General features: G+C 68.5%; 21 protein-coding genes and 2 pseudogenes. 11 read left to right on the top strand and 12 right to left on the bottom strand.

What is annotated here, in order from left to right:
• On the bottom strand, window positions 1-390 hold a 390-nt coding region (locus ABD209_RS00415; protein WP_344060505.1), incomplete at its 3' end, for a hypothetical protein.
• A gap of 292 nt (window positions 391-682) precedes the next feature.
• On the opposite strand from ABD209_RS00415, the gene ABD209_RS00420 reads away from it, so the two are divergent.
• The 3 genes from ABD209_RS00420 to ABD209_RS00430 are packed head-to-tail and all read left to right on the top strand — an operon-like array spanning window position 683 to window position 2,332.
• Window positions 683-1,477 carry a hypothetical protein gene (locus ABD209_RS00420; RefSeq protein WP_344060508.1) on the top strand — a complete coding sequence of 265 codons (795 nt, stop codon included), beginning with the start codon at window positions 683-685 and terminating at the stop codon, window positions 1,475-1,477.
• Window positions 1,402-1,920, top strand: coding sequence for a sterol desaturase family protein (locus tag ABD209_RS00425; protein ID WP_344060511.1), 519 nt, complete (start codon window positions 1,402-1,404; stop codon window positions 1,918-1,920). Before ABD209_RS00420 ends, ABD209_RS00425 begins: the two co-directional genes overlap by 76 nt.
• A 13-nt stretch (window positions 1,921-1,933) precedes the next feature.
• Window positions 1,934-2,332, top strand: coding sequence for a VOC family protein (locus tag ABD209_RS00430; RefSeq protein WP_344060514.1), 399 nt, complete (start codon window positions 1,934-1,936; stop codon window positions 2,330-2,332).
• Between the two features lie 157 nt (window positions 2,333-2,489).
• On the opposite strand, the gene ABD209_RS00435 is transcribed toward ABD209_RS00430, so the two are convergent.
• Both ABD209_RS00435 and ABD209_RS00440 read right to left on the bottom strand, forming a co-directional pair.
• A complete protein-coding gene (locus ABD209_RS00435; RefSeq protein ID WP_324388298.1) occupies window positions 2,490-3,038 on the bottom strand; it encodes an NADPH-dependent FMN reductase in 549 nt (182 codons plus the stop codon).
• A gap of 108 nt (window positions 3,039-3,146) precedes the next feature.
• Window positions 3,147-3,599 (bottom strand): hypothetical protein, encoded by a 453-nt coding sequence (locus ABD209_RS00440; protein WP_344060521.1) that lies wholly within the window; start codon window positions 3,597-3,599, stop codon window positions 3,147-3,149.
• Between the two features lie 131 nt (window positions 3,600-3,730).
• Here ABD209_RS00440 and ABD209_RS00445 point away from each other — a divergent pair, with 131 nt between their 5' ends.
• From ABD209_RS00445 to ABD209_RS00455, 3 genes are all read left to right on the top strand, one after another.
• Window positions 3,731-4,492, top strand: a complete 762-nt coding sequence (locus ABD209_RS00445) for a helical backbone metal receptor (protein WP_344060525.1) — start codon at window positions 3,731-3,733, stop codon at window positions 4,490-4,492.
• 103 nt (window positions 4,493-4,595) lie between these two features.
• A complete protein-coding gene (locus tag ABD209_RS00450; protein ID WP_344060528.1) occupies window positions 4,596-5,069 on the top strand; it encodes a SixA phosphatase family protein in 474 nt (157 codons plus the stop codon).
• Window positions 5,070-5,107: 38 nt separating this feature from the next.
• Window positions 5,108-6,088, top strand: a complete 981-nt coding sequence (locus ABD209_RS00455) for a magnesium transporter CorA family protein (protein ID WP_344060531.1) — start codon at window positions 5,108-5,110, stop codon at window positions 6,086-6,088.
• A 10-nt stretch (window positions 6,089-6,098) separates the two neighbouring features.
• Here ABD209_RS00455 and ABD209_RS00460 read toward each other — a convergent pair whose 3' ends face one another.
• From ABD209_RS00460 to ABD209_RS00470, 3 genes are read right to left on the bottom strand one after another with little or no spacing between them, the layout of a single operon-like run.
• Complete coding sequence (locus ABD209_RS00460; protein ID WP_344060534.1) at window positions 6,099-6,422, bottom strand: metal-sensitive transcriptional regulator; 324 nt, start codon at window positions 6,420-6,422, stop codon at window positions 6,099-6,101.
• Window positions 6,419-8,713, bottom strand: a complete 2,295-nt coding sequence (locus tag ABD209_RS00465; RefSeq protein WP_344060537.1) for a heavy metal translocating P-type ATPase — start codon at window positions 8,711-8,713, stop codon at window positions 6,419-6,421. The genes ABD209_RS00460 and ABD209_RS00465 overlap by 4 nt, the downstream gene beginning before the upstream one ends.
• Entirely contained in the window at window positions 8,710-8,916 is a 207-nt protein-coding gene (locus tag ABD209_RS00470; RefSeq protein WP_344060540.1) for a heavy-metal-associated domain-containing protein, read from the bottom strand. Before ABD209_RS00470 ends, ABD209_RS00465 begins: the two co-directional genes overlap by 4 nt.
• Before the next feature lie 257 nt (window positions 8,917-9,173).
• On the opposite strand from ABD209_RS00470, the pseudogene ABD209_RS19695 reads away from it, so the two are divergent.
• The 4 genes and pseudogenes from ABD209_RS19695 to ABD209_RS00485 all read left to right on the top strand — a co-directional run.
• Window positions 9,174-9,572: pseudogene (locus ABD209_RS19695) on the top strand (AMP-binding protein); the annotation flags it as partial.
• 82 nt (window positions 9,573-9,654) lie between these two features.
• A pseudogene (locus tag ABD209_RS19700) lies at window positions 9,655-9,822 on the top strand (hypothetical protein); the annotation flags it as partial.
• Window positions 9,823-9,913: 91 nt separating this feature from the next.
• Window positions 9,914-10,114, top strand: a complete 201-nt coding sequence (locus ABD209_RS00480; protein ID WP_344060546.1) for an AMP-binding enzyme — start codon at window positions 9,914-9,916, stop codon at window positions 10,112-10,114.
• A gap of 25 nt (window positions 10,115-10,139) precedes the next feature.
• Complete coding sequence (locus ABD209_RS00485; protein WP_344060549.1) at window positions 10,140-10,922, top strand: thioesterase family protein; 783 nt, start codon at window positions 10,140-10,142, stop codon at window positions 10,920-10,922.
• A gap of 28 nt (window positions 10,923-10,950) precedes the next feature.
• On the opposite strand, the gene ABD209_RS00490 is transcribed toward ABD209_RS00485, so the two are convergent.
• The 3 genes from ABD209_RS00490 to ABD209_RS00500 form a co-directional block, all read right to left on the bottom strand.
• Window positions 10,951-11,688, bottom strand: a complete 738-nt coding sequence (locus ABD209_RS00490) for a class I SAM-dependent methyltransferase (RefSeq protein ID WP_344060552.1) — start codon at window positions 11,686-11,688, stop codon at window positions 10,951-10,953.
• A 51-nt stretch (window positions 11,689-11,739) separates the two neighbouring features.
• Window positions 11,740-12,753, bottom strand: coding sequence for a Gfo/Idh/MocA family protein (locus ABD209_RS00495; RefSeq protein WP_344060555.1), 1,014 nt, complete (start codon window positions 12,751-12,753; stop codon window positions 11,740-11,742).
• 97 nt (window positions 12,754-12,850) lie between these two features.
• The gene (locus tag ABD209_RS00500; RefSeq protein WP_344060558.1) at window positions 12,851-13,786 is read right to left on the bottom strand and encodes a hypothetical protein; all 936 of its coding nucleotides are present in this window, start codon (window positions 13,784-13,786) and stop codon (window positions 12,851-12,853) included.
• Window positions 13,787-13,922: 136 nt separating this feature from the next.
• Here ABD209_RS00500 and ABD209_RS00505 point away from each other — a divergent pair, with 136 nt between their 5' ends.
• On the top strand, window positions 13,923-15,731 hold the full coding sequence (locus ABD209_RS00505; protein ID WP_344060561.1) for a glycoside hydrolase family 13 protein: 1,809 nt from the start codon (window positions 13,923-13,925) through the stop codon (window positions 15,729-15,731).
• Between the two features lie 71 nt (window positions 15,732-15,802).
• Here the strand turns inward: ABD209_RS00505 and ABD209_RS00510 are convergent, their stop codons facing one another.
• The 3 genes from ABD209_RS00510 to ABD209_RS00520 all read right to left on the bottom strand — a co-directional run bounded on the left by ABD209_RS00510 (window position 15,803) and on the right by ABD209_RS00520 (window position 19,168).
• Window positions 15,803-17,146 (bottom strand): cyclic 2,3-diphosphoglycerate synthase, encoded by a 1,344-nt coding sequence (locus ABD209_RS00510; protein ID WP_344060564.1) that lies wholly within the window; start codon window positions 17,144-17,146, stop codon window positions 15,803-15,805.
• 139 nt (window positions 17,147-17,285) lie between these two features.
• Window positions 17,286-18,398, bottom strand: coding sequence for an o-succinylbenzoate synthase (gene menC / locus ABD209_RS00515; protein ID WP_344060567.1), 1,113 nt, complete (start codon window positions 18,396-18,398; stop codon window positions 17,286-17,288).
• Window positions 18,395-19,168, bottom strand: a complete 774-nt coding sequence (locus ABD209_RS00520) for a GNAT family N-acetyltransferase (protein ID WP_344060570.1) — start codon at window positions 19,166-19,168, stop codon at window positions 18,395-18,397. Before ABD209_RS00520 ends, menC begins: the two co-directional genes overlap by 4 nt.
• Window positions 19,169-19,198 lie beyond the last annotated feature (30 nt).

The following is a 19,198-nucleotide window of genomic DNA, read 5'->3' on the forward strand; positions in this document are numbered from 1 at the left end:
CGCGTCGAGGACGGCGTCGGCCAGGCAAGCCGGAACCGCGCCAAGCCGGACGCCGTCCGCCAACTTCACAAGTGGTGACGCGGCGCGTCCGGTGGGGTAGCGCCGCGACGATGCGCTGACCCAGTCGGTCGGCGACAAGGGCAGCGCACCCCCGCCTGGTTCTCCACGGTCCAGGGCGTCCGCGACTACCGCAACTTCTGCCGCGTCGACCGCGAGCGCGAGTTCACCGAGCCGGGCGAGGGCGTCGGCGAGCCCGGCCCCGGTGGCCTGCCAGGTCACCTCCCGCAGCCGCGCCAGCGTGTCCCGGGCGTGGTCGACCAGTGTCAGCACCGTGGCGAGGGTCGGCGGGTCGCCGGCCTCGCGTGGGGTGCTGATCGGGGTGGTCGTCATGGTATTAATCGTACATGTGTTCGGATCTATTGGCAAGAGTCGATTCCGTGAAAAGTCTTGTGGGACAGGGGGTCTCGCGTCCTCGGGCACGCAGGAGTTGCGGCTCGTGAGGGGTCGTTGCGCCGTGAGGTCGATCATGCCGCCGACCACCGACAACCCGCGACGGCGCACGTAGGCCGGCCCTGCTGCGGGAACTATCGCACCATCGCAACAACGTGATCCCGTCCCGGACGAGGCCTCGTCAGGGGCGAGGTTAGGCTGCGGGCAAGAGACGCCGAAGGAGACGTCACGAATGCCCAAGATTGACCTAACCGTGCTCGCGATCCCGGCGTATGTCGGGGCGATGGGGGCCGAGTACGCGTGGCTGCGGCGCAACCTCCCAGCGCCCGGCACCACTCGCGCGGGTGACTACACCCTTGCCGACACACTCGCCAGCCTGTCGATGGGCGTCGGCAGTCTCCTCGCCCCCACTGTGGCCAAGCGCGTGCTCGACCCGATCACGCCCGGCGTCGGCCGCTGGAGCAAGGCTTTGCTGGGCACGGCGGCGGCCGGTGCGCTCGTCACCACGATCGCCGACGTCGTCCGAGTCCGGTATGCCGCGGGCGAACTCCCCGCTGCCGGCGTCCGGCCCGACCCTGGCACTCCCGCCGGCTCGGTGTCCGCGACCCCTCCGGATACGCCCGCCGCCCAAGGATCTCCGGCCGCTAGCGGCGCGACCGCCGGCAGAGGACCCGCGGCCGATCCCGCCACGCCCGCCAGGCTGGCCGCGATCAGCCCGAACAGCATTGTCCCGCAACGCCTCACCGGGGCCGCCGCGGTAGCAGCAGTAGGTGCGACGGCGCTCACCGTCGCGACGACCTGGGCGGCCCAGACGTCGGCCAAGCGCCTTTTCGAAACCCACGCGCGCGACCTCGGCTCGGGCGCGCTGGGCACTGTGCTCGCCATCGCCGGCTGGGACTTCATCTACTACTGGAACCCCGGCTCTCGCACGAGAGCCGCTGGCTCTGGGCGGTGCACGTCGTCCACCACAGCAGCGAGCACTACAACCTCTCGACCGCGCTCCGACAGCCCGTCGCTGAGGGAGTGACGTGGACCGTGCCCTACGGGCTACTGGCGCTGATCGGCATACGGCCATCGGCGATCGAGAACGCGCGAGCGCTCAATCTGGTCTACCAGTTCTGGATTCACACCGAGGTGGTGCGCTCGATCGGGTGGCTGGGGCGTGTGCTCAACACCCCGTCACACCATCGGGTCCACCATGGCTCCAACCGCCGCTATCTCGACCGCAATCACGGCAGCATCTTGATCGTCTGGGACCGGATCTTCGGCACCTTCGAGCCGGAGGGGGAGCCCGTGGTCTACGGCCTCACGCGCAATATCGACACCAACAACCCGGCCCGCATCGCGACCCATGAATGGCGCGATATCGCCCGCGACATCGCCGGTTCCCGCACGTGGAGCGACCGTTTCGGCTATCTGGTGCGCGGCCCCGGATGGGCGTATTCGCGGCGGCCCGCCGCGGCGGTGTGATTGCCTAGGGCGTATGCCGTCCTTTGTCTCGCACACCTCGGTCGACGCCGGCAACGCCTACGAGCAGGCGGAGTTCTGGAAGCAGGTCCTCGGCTATGTCGACGATCCCGACGACCCCAACAGTCCCGGCGATCCGGAGTGTTCGATCGAGGATCCGGAAACCGGTCATACGATCCTGTTCATCGAGGTCCCGGAGCGCAAGACGCTGAAGAACCGCCTGCACTTCGACCTGCGGCCGCGACCGGACTCAGGCACCCGTGATGAGGAGTTGACGCGTCTGCTCGCCCTCGGCGCCCGTCAGGTCAGCGACCTGCGCGGCATCGACGGCCCCGGCACCGGCTGGGTCGTGCTGGCGGACCCCGAGGGCAACGAGTTCTGCATCCTGCGCTCGCCCGCCGAGCTCGGCCGCTGACGCGGCCCAGTGCTCGCCCGCCGAGCTCGCCCGCCGAGCTCGGCCGCCGACGCGGCCCGGCGCTCTCCCGCCGAACTCGCCCGCTGACGCGGCTCGGCGCTCGGCCGCTCATGCAGCCGAGCGCCGTTCGGACCTGATCGGCCCGCTTAACTCGCCCTCAGCCGCGCAGCTTGGCGGTCAGAGGCAGCAGCTGGCCCAGCAGGGTCTCGAACTCCGCTGCCCGCCGGTCGTTCGGGGTGAATCCGTTCGGCCCGAATTCGGTGAACAGGCTGCACGAAACCTGCTGGCGCACATCGACCATCGAGAAGTTCGAGACGATCTGACGCCAGTGCTCCACCGCCCGCACACCCGACTCCGCGCCATAGGAGACGAAGGCCACCGTCTTGCCGGCCCACTCGCTGCCGAGCGAGTCGAAGGCGTTCTTGAAGGCACCCGGCACGCTGTGGTTGTACTCCGGCGTGACGAAGATGAAGCCGTCGCAGGCGTCGACGGCCCGGCTCCAGGCGGTGACCTCGGGGCTCTCGTACTGCTTGTTCGCCGCTCCGGGGACGGTGGCGGAGGTGAGCAGCGGCACGTCGAAGGTCTTCAGGTCAAGCACCTCGAACACCGCATCCGTGCGGCCCTCGACCTGCTGCCTGACCCAGTCGCCCACCGATTCGCCGGTGCGGCCGTCGCGGATCGAGCCAAGGATGATGCCGATTTTCATGGGGTAGTGCTCCTAGGGGAGGGCGTCGCCGCTGATGCGGCCGTTCGTTGAACGAGCAACCACCTTAGTCGGATTGCTATTCCCCAGGCCGTATGCCGTGTGGCGACCTCAGCCGGATCCCCCCAGATCGACTTCGTAGGCCTCGTGCACGAGTTTCGCGCCGCGCTCGCGGTGCCTGACCAGCCGGGTCAACAGTCCGCGCACGGCGGCACGGTGCCCGGCCACGTCTTGGCCGGCCAGCCCGTCGTCGCGCTCATCCAGCAGGCGGTCGACCTCGACGAGCAGGTGGGCGTGCTCGTCGAGCTGGGCATCGACGCCATTGGTCAGGCGCGGCGCCGAGGCGCGCAGATCGTCATACAGCCCGCCCTCGGCCTCGGTCAGTTCGACGTGCGTGCGGATGTCGTGGGCGAGTTCGGTCAGGGCTGCGCGCACGCGCCGCCGCCAATGCGGTCCCTCGTCCGCAGGCAACTCCAGTGCTGCGTCGAGGGCCTGCATGGCCTCACCCAGCTCACCCCTGTGGGCCCGCACCCGTTCGAGATAGCTGGCAAATGCCTGATCCATCACGCCTCCCGCTGCTCGGCCGATAGCACCATGGTCCCTGCTGGGGGCAGGACACGCCAGAGGGGAGCGCCAAAGCTGGCCGCGCGGGCCCGCGGACAAGATCGGGCGCGCCTGGATGGCACGATGGCGAGATGGGTGCGGCGCCGACTCACGACGACTTGGGGTATGCCGTCGACCTCCCCGCGCGACCGACCCGCGTCATCTCCTTGGTGCCTTCGCTCACCGAGGCCATCGCGGCCACCGCGCCCGAGGTGCTCGTCGGTGCCACCGACTGGTGCACGCACCCGGCCGGCCTGGATGTGGTCCGGGTGCGCGGCACCAAGAACCCAGATCGCGCCGCGATCGCCACACTTCGTCCCGATCTGGTGGTCGCCAACAAGGAGGAGAACCGGGAGCTTGATGTGGACCGCCTGCGTGCAGCGGGCATACCGGTCTGGGTGACCGACATCGTCGATGTGCCGACGGCACTCGCGTCGATGGCCCGCCTCGTCGCCGTTCTCACCGAGGATGAGCCGGTATGGCTGTGGCAGGCTCGCGAGCTGTGGTCCGGGTCGGTGCCCTCACCGCATACGCGCGTCGCTGTGCCGATCTGGCGCGATCCGTGGATGGTCGTGGGCGGCGCCACCTACACCAGCGATCTGCTCGCGCGCTTGGGCCTGGCCAATGTCTTCGCCGGCCGGGAGCGCTATCCGCATGTCGAGCTTGGCGAGATCGACACATCGAGGGTGGATGTGGTGCTGCTCCCGGATGAGCCCTATGTCTTTACTGCCGACGACGGACCCGAGGCGTTCGCGCGAGTCTCGACACGCCTGGTGTCCGGGCGGTTGCTGACGTGGTACGGCCCGGCCATGATCGAGGCGCACGCCCTGGGCGCCCGCTTCCGTCCCGCCTGACGCCTGCGGCGCGCCGCCTGTGGAGGCCGACCGCCTACGCTGGCTTCCACGCCATAGGTCAGCGCGGCCGACGGGCCGCCGGAACGCCTGGAGGAATACGCCGGTGCCGCACACCCTCGTCGTGATCCGTCACGCCAAGTCCGACTGGGAAGTCGCCGCGTCCGACCGGGACCGGCCGCTCGCCACGCGCGGCAGGCGGCAGGCCCCCGTGACCGGCGCCTGGCTCGCCGCTGAAGGAGTGCGTCCGGACCTAGCGATCGTCTCGCCCGCCGAGCGCGCCCGGGCCACGTGGGCGCTGGTCGCGGCTGAATTGGAGGGCGCGGTGCCGACGCGGATCGAGGAGGCCGCCTACACCTTCGACGGCGACGATCTACTGGACCTGGTGCGCGCCACACCCGAGGACATCGCCACCCTCGCCTTGGTCGGTCACAACCCGGCGGTCGAGGAACTGCTCGAATCCTTGACCCGCGAGTGGGTCCGTATGCCGACGTCGGCGCTGGCCGTCGTGGAGTTGCCGTCCTGGACGGCCTCGCTGGGTAGCGGGCGGGTCGCCTACGCGGGCCGGCCGGCCGACTGAGCGGGCGGCATCCGGATATGGGGTCATTGGGGTGTCACGTGCGGGGCCTGGCCTGGCGCGATGGTGAGCTGATCGATGACGATGTCACCGCGGAGGAGGTCGCGGATGTGGCGCGCGCTGATGGCGCGATTGCCTGGGTCGACCTGCTGCGCCCGAGCGCCGCAGACCTGACGGCCCTGGCCGAACGGCTCGATCTGGCACCCACAGCGGTCGACGACATCCTCAGTGCGCACGAGCGGCCGAAGGTCACCAGGCACGGGCGCATTCTCTACTTCACTGTCTACTCCGCGCCCTTGGTCACCGACACCGAGCACCCCGCGGAGGAACGTCTAGTGACCAATCGCATCTCCGGGCTGGTCCTGCCGAATATGCTCGTCACCATCCGGCTGGACGATCGCTTCATGATGGAGCCGATCGTCGCCCGCTGGCAGGACAACCATGATCTGCTCAAGTCCGGCGTGGGCGCCCTGCTGCACGGCCTGCTCGACGCGGTGGTCGACGAACATTTCGACACCATCCAGAAGCTCGATGACGAGATCGAATTGCTCGAGGATGCCCTCTTCGACGACGGCCCCACCGACGCCCGGTTCGTGCAGCGTGTCTATCGTTTCCGCAAGGACCTGGTGGCTCTGCGGCGGGTCGTTCTGCCGATGCGCGAGGTGGTCAATGCGTTGGTGCGCAACAGAACTCGCGATGGCTCCGATCTCGACCACTGGTATGACGATCTCTACGATCACGTCTTGCGAGCCAGTGAGTGGACGGAGTCGCTGCGCGATCTGGTGACGACGATCTTTGAGGCCAACCTCTCGTTGCAGGACTCGCGCCTCAACATGATCATGAAGAAGCTCGCGGGCTGGGCGGCCATCATCGCCATCCCGACAGCCATCACCGGCTGGTTCGGGCAGAACGTGCCCTACCCCGGTTTCGACAAGCCTTTGGGGCTTTGGCTGAGCGTGATTCTGATCGTGATGCTCTCCGGCGGCCTCTATGTCATGTTCCGGCGACGGGACTGGCTTTGACGACCCGGGATCAGCGGATCAAGCGGGCGATGGCGCTGGAGACCTCGGCGAGCTTGGTGGCCTCCTCCTGCCCGCCCTCGCGGGCGGCGTGCACCACGCAGTGCGCGAGATGCTCGTCGAGCAGGCCGAGCGCGACGGCCTTGAGCCCCGACTGGATCGCCGTGATTTGCGTGAGCACGTCGATGCAGTAGCGGTCCTCCTCGATCATCCGCTCCACGCCGCGCACCTGACCCTCGATGCGCCGCAGCCGCTTGGACAGCGCATCTTTCGTGTCGGCATAACCGGGCCTGGTCGAATCGTCATGCGTCGCAAGGACGTCGGTCTCAGAGTTCATCGGTCGCCTTGGGGTGTGAAGCGGCGCAGTCGCTGGCTGTTGAGGACGACGAAGACCGACGAGAAGGCCATGGCCGCGCCGGCGAACATCGGGTTGAGCAGGCCCGCCGCAGCCAGAGGCAGGGCGGCAATGTTGTAGGCGAAGGCCCAGAAAAGGTTGCCCTTGATCGTCCGCAGGGTGGCACGGGAGAGGCGGATCGCGTCAGCGGTGACCCGCAGGTCACCACGGACCAGAGTCAGATCTGCCGCCTCGATCGCCGCGTCGGTCCCGGTGCCCATGGCGATGCCCAGGTCGGCCTGAGCCAGGGCCGCGGCGTCGTTGATGCCGTCGCCGACCATGGCGACAACTCGTCCGTCGGCCTGCAGCTCACGAATGACGTCGACCTTGCCCTCGGGCAGCACGCCGGCGATCACGTCGTCGATGCCGACCTGTGCCGCAACATTTTCCGCGCTCGCTCGGTTGTCCCCGGTCAGGAGCACCGGGCGTAGGCCAAGTGCTCGCAGCCGCGCGATCGCCTCACGGCTGGTGGGCTTGACGGCATCCCCGACGACGACCAGCCCGCGCGCGGCGCCGTCCCAGGCGACGGCGACGACGGTGGCGGCAGAACGCTCGGCTGCCGCCATCGCGTCGGCCAGTTGCGGGGGCAGGTCGACGGACCAGTCGATTAGAAGTTCTGGGCGGCCGACGACGACCGCACGGCCACCCTCAGCCGTCTCGACAATCCCGTGCACGCCGCGGCCCTGGACGTTCTCGAATCCGTCGATCGGGAGCAGCCGGCCGGGGAGTGCACCGGCCGCCGCGGAGATGGCGCGCGCGATCGGGTGCTCCGACCCGTGCTCGAGAGATCCGGCCGAGCGCAGCACGTCGTCGCGCGACTCACCTTCTGTGGCAATGACATCACGCACGGCCATCAGGCCGGTGGTCACGGTGCCGGTCTTGTCGAGCACGACGGTGTCGACGCGCTTGGTCGACTCGAGCACCTCGGGGCCCTTGATCAGGATGCCGTGCTTGGCGCCCTGTCCGGTGCCGACCATCAAGGCCATCGGCGTGGCCAGGCCGAGCGCACACGGGCAGGCGATGATGAGCACAGCGACGGCCGCGGTGAAGGCGGCGCCACCCCCGGCCCCGCGGAGCAGCCAGAACACCAGCGTGCCCAGGGCCAGCAGGATGACGACCGGGACGAAGACCCCGGAGATCCGGTCCGCCAGCCGTTGCACGGCCGCCTTTCCCGACTGGGCCTGCTCGACGAGTCGGGCCATCCGCGCCAGTTGCGTGTCGGCCCCGATGCGCGTCGCGCGCACGACGAGCCGGCCGCTGACGTTGACGGTCGCCCCGGTGACAAGGTCGCCCACGCCGACGTCGACGGGCACCGGCTCACCGGTTAGCATCGACGCGTCCACCGCGGAGGTGCCGGACTCCACCACGCCGTCGGTCGCGATCGTCTCACCGGGGCGCACGACGAAACGGTCGCCGACCGCGAGGGCGGCAATCGGCATACGTTCTTCTCGTATGCCGTCGCGCATCACCGCAACATCCTTGGCTCCCAAGGACATCAGTGCGCGCAGCGCGGTGCCGGCGTCGCGCTTGGAGCGCGCCTCCAGATAGCGGCCGGCAAGAATGAAGGTGGTGACGCCGGCCGCGGCCTCGAGATAGATATTGCCGGCACCGTCCGAGCGCGCGATGCCCCACGCGAAGTGGTGGGTCATCCCGGGCATGCCGGCATGGCCGAAGAAGAGGGCATAGAGCGACCAGAGGAAGGCCGCTCCGGTGCCCAGCGAAATGAGGGTGTCCATCGTCGCGGCGCCGTGGCGCAGGTTGATCCACGCTGCTCGGTGGAAGGGCCAGGCGCCCCAGACCGCCACGGGAGCGGCGAGGGTGAGGGAGAGCCACTGCCAGTTGGTGAACTGCAGTGCCGGGATCATCGCCATCGCGATCACGGGGAGGCTCAGCACCGCCGAGATGAGCAGACGGCTGCGCAGGCGCTCGAGGTGGGCGTCCCGCGGGGCGGCTGGCGGCTCGTCATCGCCAGTGTCCGCCACGGGGGCAGCGGGAATGGTGGCGCCGTAGCCGGCCGCCTCGACGGCGGCGACGAGAGCATCGGGGCTGACGGTCTCCGCGAAGCGGACGTGTGCCCGCTCGGTCGCGTAGTTGACGCTCGCGGCGACGCCGTCGAGCTTGTTGAGTTTGCGCTCGATGCGGTTGGCGCACGAGGCGCACGTCATACCGGTGAGTTCGAGATCGATCTCCCGGGCCGCGTCGGTGTCCGGGGTTGTCGGCAGCGTCGTCGTCATGCCAGGGCGTAGCCGGCTTCCGTCACGGCGGCGTCGACCTGCTCGCGCGTGACCGCAGCCCCGGAGGTGAAGGTCAAGGCGCCCGAAGCCAGTTCGACCTGGACATCGCCGACGCCGGGGATCGCGCTGACCTCCTCGGTGACCGATGCGACGCAGTGGCCGCAGGTCATGCCTCTGACGGTGTAGGTGTTCTCAGCGCTCATGGTGGTGCTCCTCACGTGGGTGATATTGCTGCCTCGGAAACATCATACCCCCAGGGGGTATTCCCGTCGAAAGGCCGGTTCAGCCCCGTCGAGTGGCCGGTTCAGCCCCGTCGAGTGGCCGGTTCAGCCCCGAGGTGTTCCGTTGCCTCGATGCCGGCGAGCGGCCACACTGCTCGCACACGCCCAGCCACACCGATGTGACGGGACTGGCTATGACGACCACCACCGTGCCCGCGGTCGCGCTGCTGACGGATCCGATGACGAGATGGGCGGCGGCTCAGCCGGACGCGCCGTGTGTCGGCTACCAGGATCAGAACTACACGTGGGCTCAATGGGCCGAGCGCGTCCAGCGCGTCTCCGGTGCGTTGCGGATGCTTGGCATCCCCCGCGGTGAACGAGTGGCGACGATCGACATGAACAACCTCGCCACCGTCGAGGTGACCAACGGTGCGGCTGCCATCGGCGCGGCGCACGTGATCGTCAACTTCCGACTCTTCGGTGACCAACTCGCGTATGTCCTCGCCGACAGCGCGCCCAAGGTCGTCTTCGTCGGGGCGGACGTCCGAGCGGCATACGACGCAATCGCCGACCGCGTGCCGAGCGTCGAGAAGGTCATCGTCCTGGGTGGGGATGACGACGAACTCCAGGACTGGGTGGCGGCCGGCGAGCCCGAGCCGACGGGCTCCGTCCCCCATGCCGCTGCCGATGCTCCAAAAGGCCCTGGCGAGTTGGCCCGAGATGGACTTCGTCCAGGTCTACGAGATGACCGAGATGGGCGGGGTGATCACATCGCTCAGCCCGCTCGCACATCGAGACCCGGAACATCGCGAGCGGCTGACCAGCGCCGGCCAGGTGGTGGCTGATGGGCAGGTGCGGGTCGTCGACCCGGCGACGGGCGAGGACTGCGCCGTGGGTCAGGTCGGGGAATTGTGGTTCCACACGCCACAGTTGATGAAGGGCTATCTCGGCAAACCGGAGGCTTGCGCCCAAGCCTGGTGTGACCGTGGACCCGGACGAGGTGATCGCGTGGATGCGCGAACGCCTCGCGGCCTACAAGTGTCCGAAGTCGGTCGACGTGGTGGATGCCTTGCCGCGCAACCCCTCCGGCAAGATTCTCAAGCGCGAGTGCGCGCTCCCCACTGGGCCGGCAGAGACAGCGCGATCGCCTGAAGTCCCGCCACCTCCCAGCGGTCGGTAGCATCCGGAGCGGGAAAGGGGGCCGGATGGGCGCGGCGTATTTCGAGCGATTGGGGCCCACGCGGTTCCGGGCGACCGAGCACACAAGCGGGGCCTGGCAGGTCAGCGAGCAACACATCGCCCCGGCGCTCGGGCTGCTTGCTCATTGCATCGAGCGCGATCGCGACGCGCGTCGCCCGGACGGGTTGATCGTCGGGCGGCTGTCCTACGACATTCTCGGCACCGTCCCGGTCGGCGAGGTGGAGGTGGCAACCCGGGTGCTGCGCCCCGGGCGGACCATCGACCTCGTCGAGGCGACCATGACGTATGCCGATCGCGCCATCGTCCGTGCGCGCGCCTGGTTGATGGCGACGGCCGACACCATGTCGATCGCGGGCGGGGCGCTGCCGGCGGTGCCCGGGCCGCAGGAGTGCGAGCCCTGGGCGATGCGAGATGTCTGGCCAGGAGGCTTCATCGGGGGCGTCGAGGTGCGTCGGCAGGTGCTCGGGCCCGGCCGTTCGGTGGCGTGGGTGCGGACGCCGGTGCCCTTGCTTGCCGACGAATCCGTGAGCACACACGCGCGGTGGGCAGGCTTGCTCGACATCACCAATGGTGTTGCGGTGCGCGCCGATCCACGCGACGTGCTCTTCCCTAATGTCGATCTGACCGCACACTTCGTCCGGTCGCCGGTGGGGGAGTGGGCGGGCTTCGATGTCACCGTTATCTTCGGCGGCGACGGCTTGGGCGTGACGCACACGATCCTCCATGACGCCGCCGGCCCCCTCGGCACCCAATCACAACTCCTGACGGTGCGCCCCCGCCATCAATGACCCGAGGGAAGAGAGAACGCGTTGCTGGTCAAGTGGCCCGGCGCCATACGGAAATGTGACTCGGACTATCGGCCGTGAAATCGGAGCCGTCCCAGTCCGCAACCCGGGACTCGAACTCTAGGCCGGCGAGCTGCGCCATCAGATCGCACTCGGCCGGCCAGATATAGCGGAAGTTCGTTGTGCCGTAACGGATCGAGCCGTCCGCTTCGTGTGTGTAGTGGTGTGAGGTGCCCTGCTGGGTCACCAGATCGTAGGTATCCATGCCGAGATGCCGGTCGGTCACGTCGAAGGGCACGGCGCGTTGTCCGGGCGGCATCCGGCGGATCGGCGGAATCCAGAGCTCGATGAGGAAACGCCCGCCGGGCGCGAGATGCCGCGCGGCGTTGCGGAAGCACGCCACCTGTTCCGTCTGGGTTCGCAAGTTCGCGATGGTGTTGTAGATCAGATAGACGAGGCTGAAGTCGCCGTCAACGCGCGTCGTCGCCATGTCGCCGATGGTCACCGGCACGAGGCCATCGGGATCCTTACGCCGCAGCTGCCTGGCCATCGGATACGACAACTCGATGCCGGCGACGGGCACCCCACGCAACGCGAGCGGTATGCCGATCCGCCCCGTGCCGATGGCAAACTCCAACGCACGCCCCGGACCGGCAAGTCCCGCAAGGACATTCAGAGTGGCGTCAGTCTCGGCCGGGGTAAAGTCCTCGGCGCAGACGGCGTCGTACCGGGCTGCCGTCTCCTCGTCCCACAGGTCGCTGCTCGTCACGGGTGCCAGTGTGCAGGTTCCAGCGAAGGTGCGCGCAGGATTTCCGATCAGCTATTCGGCTCGGGGTGTGGGGTAGCTGATTGTCTCGCTGCGCCCGCTGGTCAGCGAGCGGGTCGCGGCCTCGGCAATTGCCTGCGCCTTCAGCCCATCGGTCAGCGACGGGGAAAAGGGCGAGCCCGTTTCCACGGAGGTGACGAAAATGTCCAGAGTCGCGGCATACGTGGGTTGGACGCGCTCGAACCAACCGGCAGGCATACCGTTAGCGACAACGGAATTCGCGCCATACCGTGAAACGGTCCCCGTCACATGGCGCCCGGCCTCGATCAGGCCGCCCGACCCCATGACTTCGATCCGCTCGTCATAGCCGTATGCCGTGCGGCGCACCGAGTCGATCTGGACGATGGCGCCACTGGGGAGTTTGAGGATGGCGGCGGAGGTGTCGACGTCGTCATACTGCGCGATGCGCGGGTCGGCGAGGGCTGACCCGCTGGCGAAGACCTCGACGGGGTCGGCACCGGCGATGAATCTCGTGAGGTCGAAGAAGTGGACAGCGGAGTCGCGCATGATGCCGCCGGAGACCTTGATGTAGTCAAGTGGTGGGACGACCGGGCCGCGCGACGTCATCTGGATGAGCTCGACGTCGCCGACGTCGCCGGCGGCGACAGCTCGCTGGAGCGCGCCGTAGTCGCGGTCGAAGCGCCGGTTGAAGGCCATCATGACCCGCCCGTCGCGCGCGGTCACATAGTCGACGACGTCGATGGCCGCCATCAGGTCCTTGTCGATCGGTTTCTCGCACAACGCAGCCAGGCCGGCGTCTGCGGCGCGGCGCAGGTTGTCCGCGTGGCTGTCGGTGGACGACGCGATGAAGACGGCGTCGATGCGCTCCGGGTCGAAGGCATCCTCGATTGTCGTCGTCGCGACAGTGCCGTAGCGAGTGGCGACCGCTTGGGCGCGGTCGGGGTCCACGTCATACACAAGCGCGAAGTCGACCCCGGGATGCGCGGCCAGGTTGCCCGCGTGCACACTCCCGATGAAGCCCGCCCCGACCAGCGCCATTCGTTGCATTCCGACTCCTTTTTCCTCACGTATGCCGTTGCCCCCCAATCTAGTCTCGGCCCTGTCCCAGCCCCGTCGAGTGGCCGGTTCAGCCCCGTCGAGTGGCCTACTGCTGCGCCCGGCCGCGACGCCGTCGACGTTCGAGATTCTCCAAGAGCGTGGCCGCGGCCTCAGGTGAGTGGCGTTGCGGTTCCGCGGCCGGGAGATCGAGTCGGTGTGCCGGAAAGCCGAGGGCATCAGCCAGCGCTGACAGGAACTCGTTGCGCAGATCCCGGTCCCAGATCTGGTCCGAACGCACTTCCAGGAATGTCCAACCGTGCCGCTTGCCGACCTCGAAACGGCGGGTGTCGCTGGCGACGGCGTCAGGGGTGTCGTGGTATTCGGTGCCCTGACATTCGACGGCAACTCGTTTGGCGCGCCAAGCAAGGTCCGGGCGGAAGAGGAAGTTGCCCTTGGAGTCGTAGACGTTCTGATTAAGTGATGCCGACGGCACGCCGCCGCGATGCACGACGAGTCGCGTCCCAGTTTCGAGCATCGATTCCGATCCCCGCCGCATCCAAGGCAGCGCTGGGAGCAACGTCCGTTTGCCGCGTGGGCGGATCCGGCTCTCGACAATGAGGCGTAGTTGCTCCTTCGTGCAACCGGCATTGAGCGCCTGGTCGCCGGCGCCGATGATGTCCTCGAAGGTGTAGGGCAGCCCCCGTCCGACCAATTCGCCCAGGTCGGCCCAGGTATGCGCGGGCGCGACGATAGGCAGCCCGTGGCGCAGCACCACCGCCCGGCTCTCCAGCCCCCGGTGACCGATGAAGCCGATCCTCTTGAGGTGTCCGGCACGGGTCTCGGTGATCACGTGGAGATCACCGACGACGCGCGCGGCCCACGGTGTCGGCCAGCCGGCGATCTCGGCAGCCGTCGAATGTGAGAACGCAAACGGCACGTCGATCGAGCGCGCGACGGCGGTGAGGGCCTCGAGGTTCTTGGGCGCGGGCGGTCGGTGTCGTGGGTGCGCCAGTGGCGAATCGGTGTGGTCGGGGTTCGTCATACCTCTCAATGCTGCGCGCCTTGCCGTCGAGAGGTACCCGGAAAACCGACGGCCTGTGGATAACCGGCCTCTCGACGGGGCTGAACCAGCCTCTCGACGGGGCTGAACCGGCCTCTCGACGGGTTAGGGTCGGGGCATGAGCGACGTCGCTGCCGAGGCTGCAGCTGTGCCACCAACAGGGAGCGCGACACCGGAAGTCATCGCCCCGGGGACCGGCAGCGGGGCGGCGGACGGAGAGGGCGTGGCGGCGGACGGAGAGGGCGTGGCGTCGCCGCCGTGGTGGACGTCGGCTACGGTCTATCAGATTTATCCGCGCAGCTTCGCCGACAGTGACGGCGACGGGCTGGGCGACCTCGGTGGCATCCTCGGCAAGCTCGACTATCTGGCGGACCTCGGGGTCGATGTCGTCTGGCTCTCGCCGGTCTATCGCTCGCCGCAGGACGACAATGGTTACGACATCAGCGACTACGAGCACGTCGACCCGATGTTCGGCACCGATGCGCAGTTGGACGCGATCATCGCTGGGCTGCACGAGCGCGGCATCCGGCTGGTCATGGACCTCGTGGTCAATCACACCAGTGACGAGCATCCGTGGTTCATGGAGTCGCGCAGCTCGCGCGAGAACCCCAAGCGCGACTGGTACTGGTGGCGCGACCAGCCGACCGACTGGGTCTCCTTCTTCTCCGGCTCCACCTGGGAGTACGACCTGGCCACCGAGCAGTACTACCTGCACCTCTTCTCGCGCAAGCAACCCGACCTCAACTGGGAGAATCCCGAGGTCCGCCAGGCCGTCTACGCAATGATGCGCCGCTGGCTCGAGCGGGGCGTCGACGGCTTCCGGATGGACGTCATCAATCTGATCAGCAAGGTCACGCCCCTGCGAGACGCCCACGACGACCTGGTCGCGCAGACCTTCAACGGACCGCACATCCATGAGTTCCTCCAGGAAATGCATCGGGAGGTCTTCGCCGGCCGCGAGGCCGCTCTTATCACGGTCGGTGAGACGCCGGGCGTGACCATCGAGGAGGCCCGTCTCTACACCGATCCCGCGCGCGCCGAGGTCGACATGGTCTTCCAGTTCGAGCATGTCGATCTCGACTCCGGGCCGAACGGCAAGTGGGACGTCATCCCGCTCGAACTACCCCGGCTCAAGGCGAATCTCGCTGCGTGGCAAGACGGTTTGGCCGACGTCGGCTGGAACTCCCTCTATTGGGACAACCACGACCAGCCGCGTGCGGTCTCGCGCTTCGGCGACGACGACCCGGCCTGGCGCGAGCGCTCGGCCAAGACCTTGGCCACGGTCCTGCACCTGCACCGGGGCACGCCCTACGTCTATCAGGGCGAAGAACTCGGGATGACCAATGCCCCGATCGCGGGCATCGACGATGTCCGCGACATCGAGTCGATCAACTACTACCGCGAGGCCGCCGACGCCGGTGTGCAGCCCGCGCAAGTGTTGCACGGCATACGGGCCAAGGGACGCGACAACGCGCGAACGCCAGTCCAATGGGACGCCAGCCGGCACGCGGGGTTCACCACCGGCGAGCCGTGGATCGCCGTCAACCCCAACCACATTGAGATCAACGCCGCCACTCAAGCCGACGACCCGGACTCGGTCCTCGCGCACTACAAGCGGCTGATCACGTTGCGGCACAACAATTCCACCGTCGCGCTCGGCCGCTTCGAGCTACTTCTTGCCGACCACCCGACCGTATGGGCGTTCACCCGCACGCGAGGCGACGACCAACTGCTTGTGCTCGCCAATCTCTCGCGCGTGCCGATCGAACTGGCCGACTTCGGCGCGGCGGGGCCGTTCGAGGGCTGGGCAGGCGCGGAGGTCCTGTCGACTACGGAAACCGATGGAGGCATGCCGTCTCCCGCGCTGCCCGCCGCCGCGGGTCACCTCGCGTCGTGGTCGGCCGTCGTCTTGCGGCGGACGATCTGACCTGATCGTCGACAACTCTGGACCGGCCTTTCGACGGGGCTGAACCGGCCTTTCGACGGGGTGGGGTGGGGTCAAATCAGGACGCGGTCTAGGGCGGCGGACAGGCGGCCGGGGTCGCGCTCACGCAACGAATAGCGGGCCCGCACAAGGGGTTTGTCGACGGTCAACACTCGCGTCAAGTCGATCGGGGTGCCTGACACGATCGCCTCGACCGGCATGGCGGCGATCGTGGCCTGCAGGTCCGCGATCTGCTGCTCGCCATAACCCATGGCCGGGAGAATCCCCACGGCGTTGGGGTACTTGGCGTAGGTCTCGGCGATGGCGCCAACGGCATACGGCTCGGGGTCGACGATCCCGGCGACGCCTGCGGCCCGGGCGGCGACGACGCCGGCGCCGAAGCTCATCGACCCGTGTGTCAGCGTCGGCCCGTCCTCGACGACGACGACGCGCCGGCCAGCGATAAGTCCGGGGCCGGCCAGCGTCACGGGGGAGTCGCAGCGCACGATCTCGGCATCGGGGTTCAGCGACCGCGCGCCCGCCTCGACGGCACTGATCTGCTCCTCGCTCGCGGAGTCGCACTTGGCGACGATGACGACATCGGCCATCCGGACGTTGGCTTCGCCCGGGTGGTAGGCCGATTCGTGTCCGGCCCGCAGGGGGTCGACGAGCACGATGTGCAGATCGCTGACATAGAACGGGATGTCGTTGTTGCCGCCGTCCCAGAGGATGACATCGGCCTCCTCCTCGGCCGCGCGCAGGATGCGCTCGTAGTCGACGCCGGCATAGACGATGACCCCGCTGTCGATGTGCGGCTCGTACTCCTCCCGCTCCTCGATCGTGCACTGGTGACGGTCGAGATCGGCATAGGTGGCGAAGCGCTGGCAGGCCTGCGCGGCCAGGTCGCCATAGGGCATGGGGTGGCGAATGGCGACGACGCGCAGCCCTCGCTCGCGCAGCAGCTCGGCGACGAAGCGCGTGGTCTGCGATTTGCCGACGCCGGTGCGGACCGCGGTGATCGCGACGACCGGGCGGGTCGAGCGCACCATCGTCGCCTTCGAGCCGTGCAGGACGAAGTCGGCGCCGGCCGCGATCGCGCGCGAGGCCAGGTGCATGACGCCCGCGTGCGGCAGGTCAGAGTAGGCGAACGCCACGACATCGACGCGCTCGCGCGCGATCAATGCCTCCAGTTCCGTCTCGTCGACGATCGGTATGCCCGCGGGGTAGAGCTCGCCGGCCAACTCCGGCGGGTAGGTCCGCCCGTCGATATCGGGGATCTGCGTCGCCGTGAAGGCGACCACCTCCACGCTCGGGTCATCGCGGTAGACGACATTGAAGTCGTGGAAGTCGCGACCCGCGGCGCCCAGGATGACGACGCGCTGACGTTCTCCGGCAAGGGTTTTCGCTGTGCCGCTCATGGCGATCTCCGCGGGGCTGAGGTCGACCGCGGGACCGACTTACCCGACACGGGCAGTCCTGGCTGCGGGGACCCGCCTCCACCGCGATGCTATCGCGAACCGCCGCGCCGCCGACGCCTAGGCCGGCGGTCGCGACGGTTCAGACGGACAGCGGGACGACGCGGTCGGTGAACCCGGCGAGCACCTCGTTCAGCACGTCGACACCGATGCCCGGGCCGCCTGGGACGGCGATGCAGCCATCGGCGTCGAGTTCGAAGGGCGCGGTGATGTCCTGGGTGTAGTAGCGCGCGGACGCCGAGGTGTCGCCCGGCAGCACGAAGCCCGGCAATGCGGCGAGCGCCAGATTGGGTGCCCGGCCGATGCCCGTCTCCAGCATTCCGCCGCACCACACCGGTATGCCATTGGCCGCAGCCACATCGTGGATCCGGCGGGCCTCCAGGTAGCCGCCGACCCGCGAGGGTTTGACATTGATCACCGAGCAGGCGCGCATCGCGATCGCGGTCGCGGCGTCGCGCGCCGAGGTGATCGACTCATCCAGGCAGACCGGCGTCCGGATCAACCGGGCCAGCTCTGCGTGGCCGCGCAGGTCGTCCTCGCGCAGCGGTTGCTCGATCAGGAGCAGCCCGAACTCATCCAGTCGCGCCAGATGCTGCGCGTCCATCAGCGTGTAGGCGGTATTGGCGTCCACCTGCAACTGAATGTCGCCGAACTCCTTGCGCACCAGGCGAACCGGTTCGATATCCCAGCCCGGCTCGATCTTGAGTTTGATGCGCACATAGCCCGCGTCGAGATACCCGGCGACGGCGGCGAGCAGGTCGGCATGGGCGTCCATGATGCCCACCGACACACCCGCCGGCACGCGTTCGCGCACCGATCCGAGATAGGTCGCGAACGGCATACGGGCACTCTTGAGCTCCGCGTCGAGGACGGCGGTCTCCAGCAGGTGCTTGGCCATGAAGTGGCGCTTGACCGGCTCCAGCGCCGGCTTGACGCGAGCCGCCGTCACCTCATCGCCAAGGGCCACCAGCCGCGGCAGCAGATGATCGCGCAGGACGAGATCGACCCCATCGAGCCACTCCTCGCTGTAGAGCGGGTCGATCTCGGCGCCGCACTCGGCCCACCCCTCGGCACCCTCGTCGGTCACCATGCGCAGCACGATGGTGTCCCGGTCGTAGGACGTGCCGAAGGAGGTGCGGAAGGGCGCCACCAGCGGCATCCGCACCCAGCGCAACTCGGCGTGCGCGATCCTCATGACGACTCCTTCACGGTCAGGTGATACCAGCCTCGACGGGTCACGCCGACCGCGACGTAGCCGGCGGCGAAGGCGTCGGTGAACCACTCACGGGTGGTCGACCGCCACGCGCTCGCCTGGGCCGGATCGCTGCGGCGCAGGGCGACGATATCCGCCGGCACGCGCAGCCAGCGTGCGCCGTCCCCGAGGACATGGGCCGGGTCGCCGTCCGGCCCGGCGACGCCGCCGACTGCCGGCGGCTCCGGTGGCTCGGCCCGCGGACCGGGATCGGTCAGCACCCACCGGGCCACCAGCCGGTCCGCCGGGTCACTGCCATTGATCCGGTCGGACATCACGCCATAGAACTCCGGCTCGTAACAGTCCACAGCAGCTCCGAGCTTGGTGAGATTGAAGCGCGCATTGCGGCCGACGAGGGGGTCGAAAGTCCAACTCATGCAATGGATTCCGCGCTCCAGGCACCACTGCCGCTGGTGCAGCTTCAGCAAGAGTCCCAGGCCCCGCTGCTCATGCCCGGGCGCGGTCGCCGCGATATAGCTGTATGCCGTTCCCGGCGCCCCGCGCCCCAGCGCGGCGGCACCCAGCAGGGCCCCAGCGCCATCGTGAAGGAGCGTGACCAGCCCGTCCGCGTGCGCCAGACTGCGCAGCATCTCGCTGCCGATCGGCAGGCCCTCGTCATTGCGTCCCCACACCGCGCCGAAGAGCTCGGCAGCGGCCCGCATCTGCGCCATCGTGTGCGCCGCGCGCGCCTGCGGCTCCGGCTCAGTTGTCACGACGTACAGCATGCCCGAGCGCGCCGGGGT

It is taken from the genome of Nostocoides vanveenii (genome assembly GCF_039531165.1).
Classification (GTDB): domain Bacteria; phylum Actinomycetota; class Actinomycetes; order Actinomycetales; family Dermatophilaceae; genus Nostocoides_A; species Nostocoides_A vanveenii.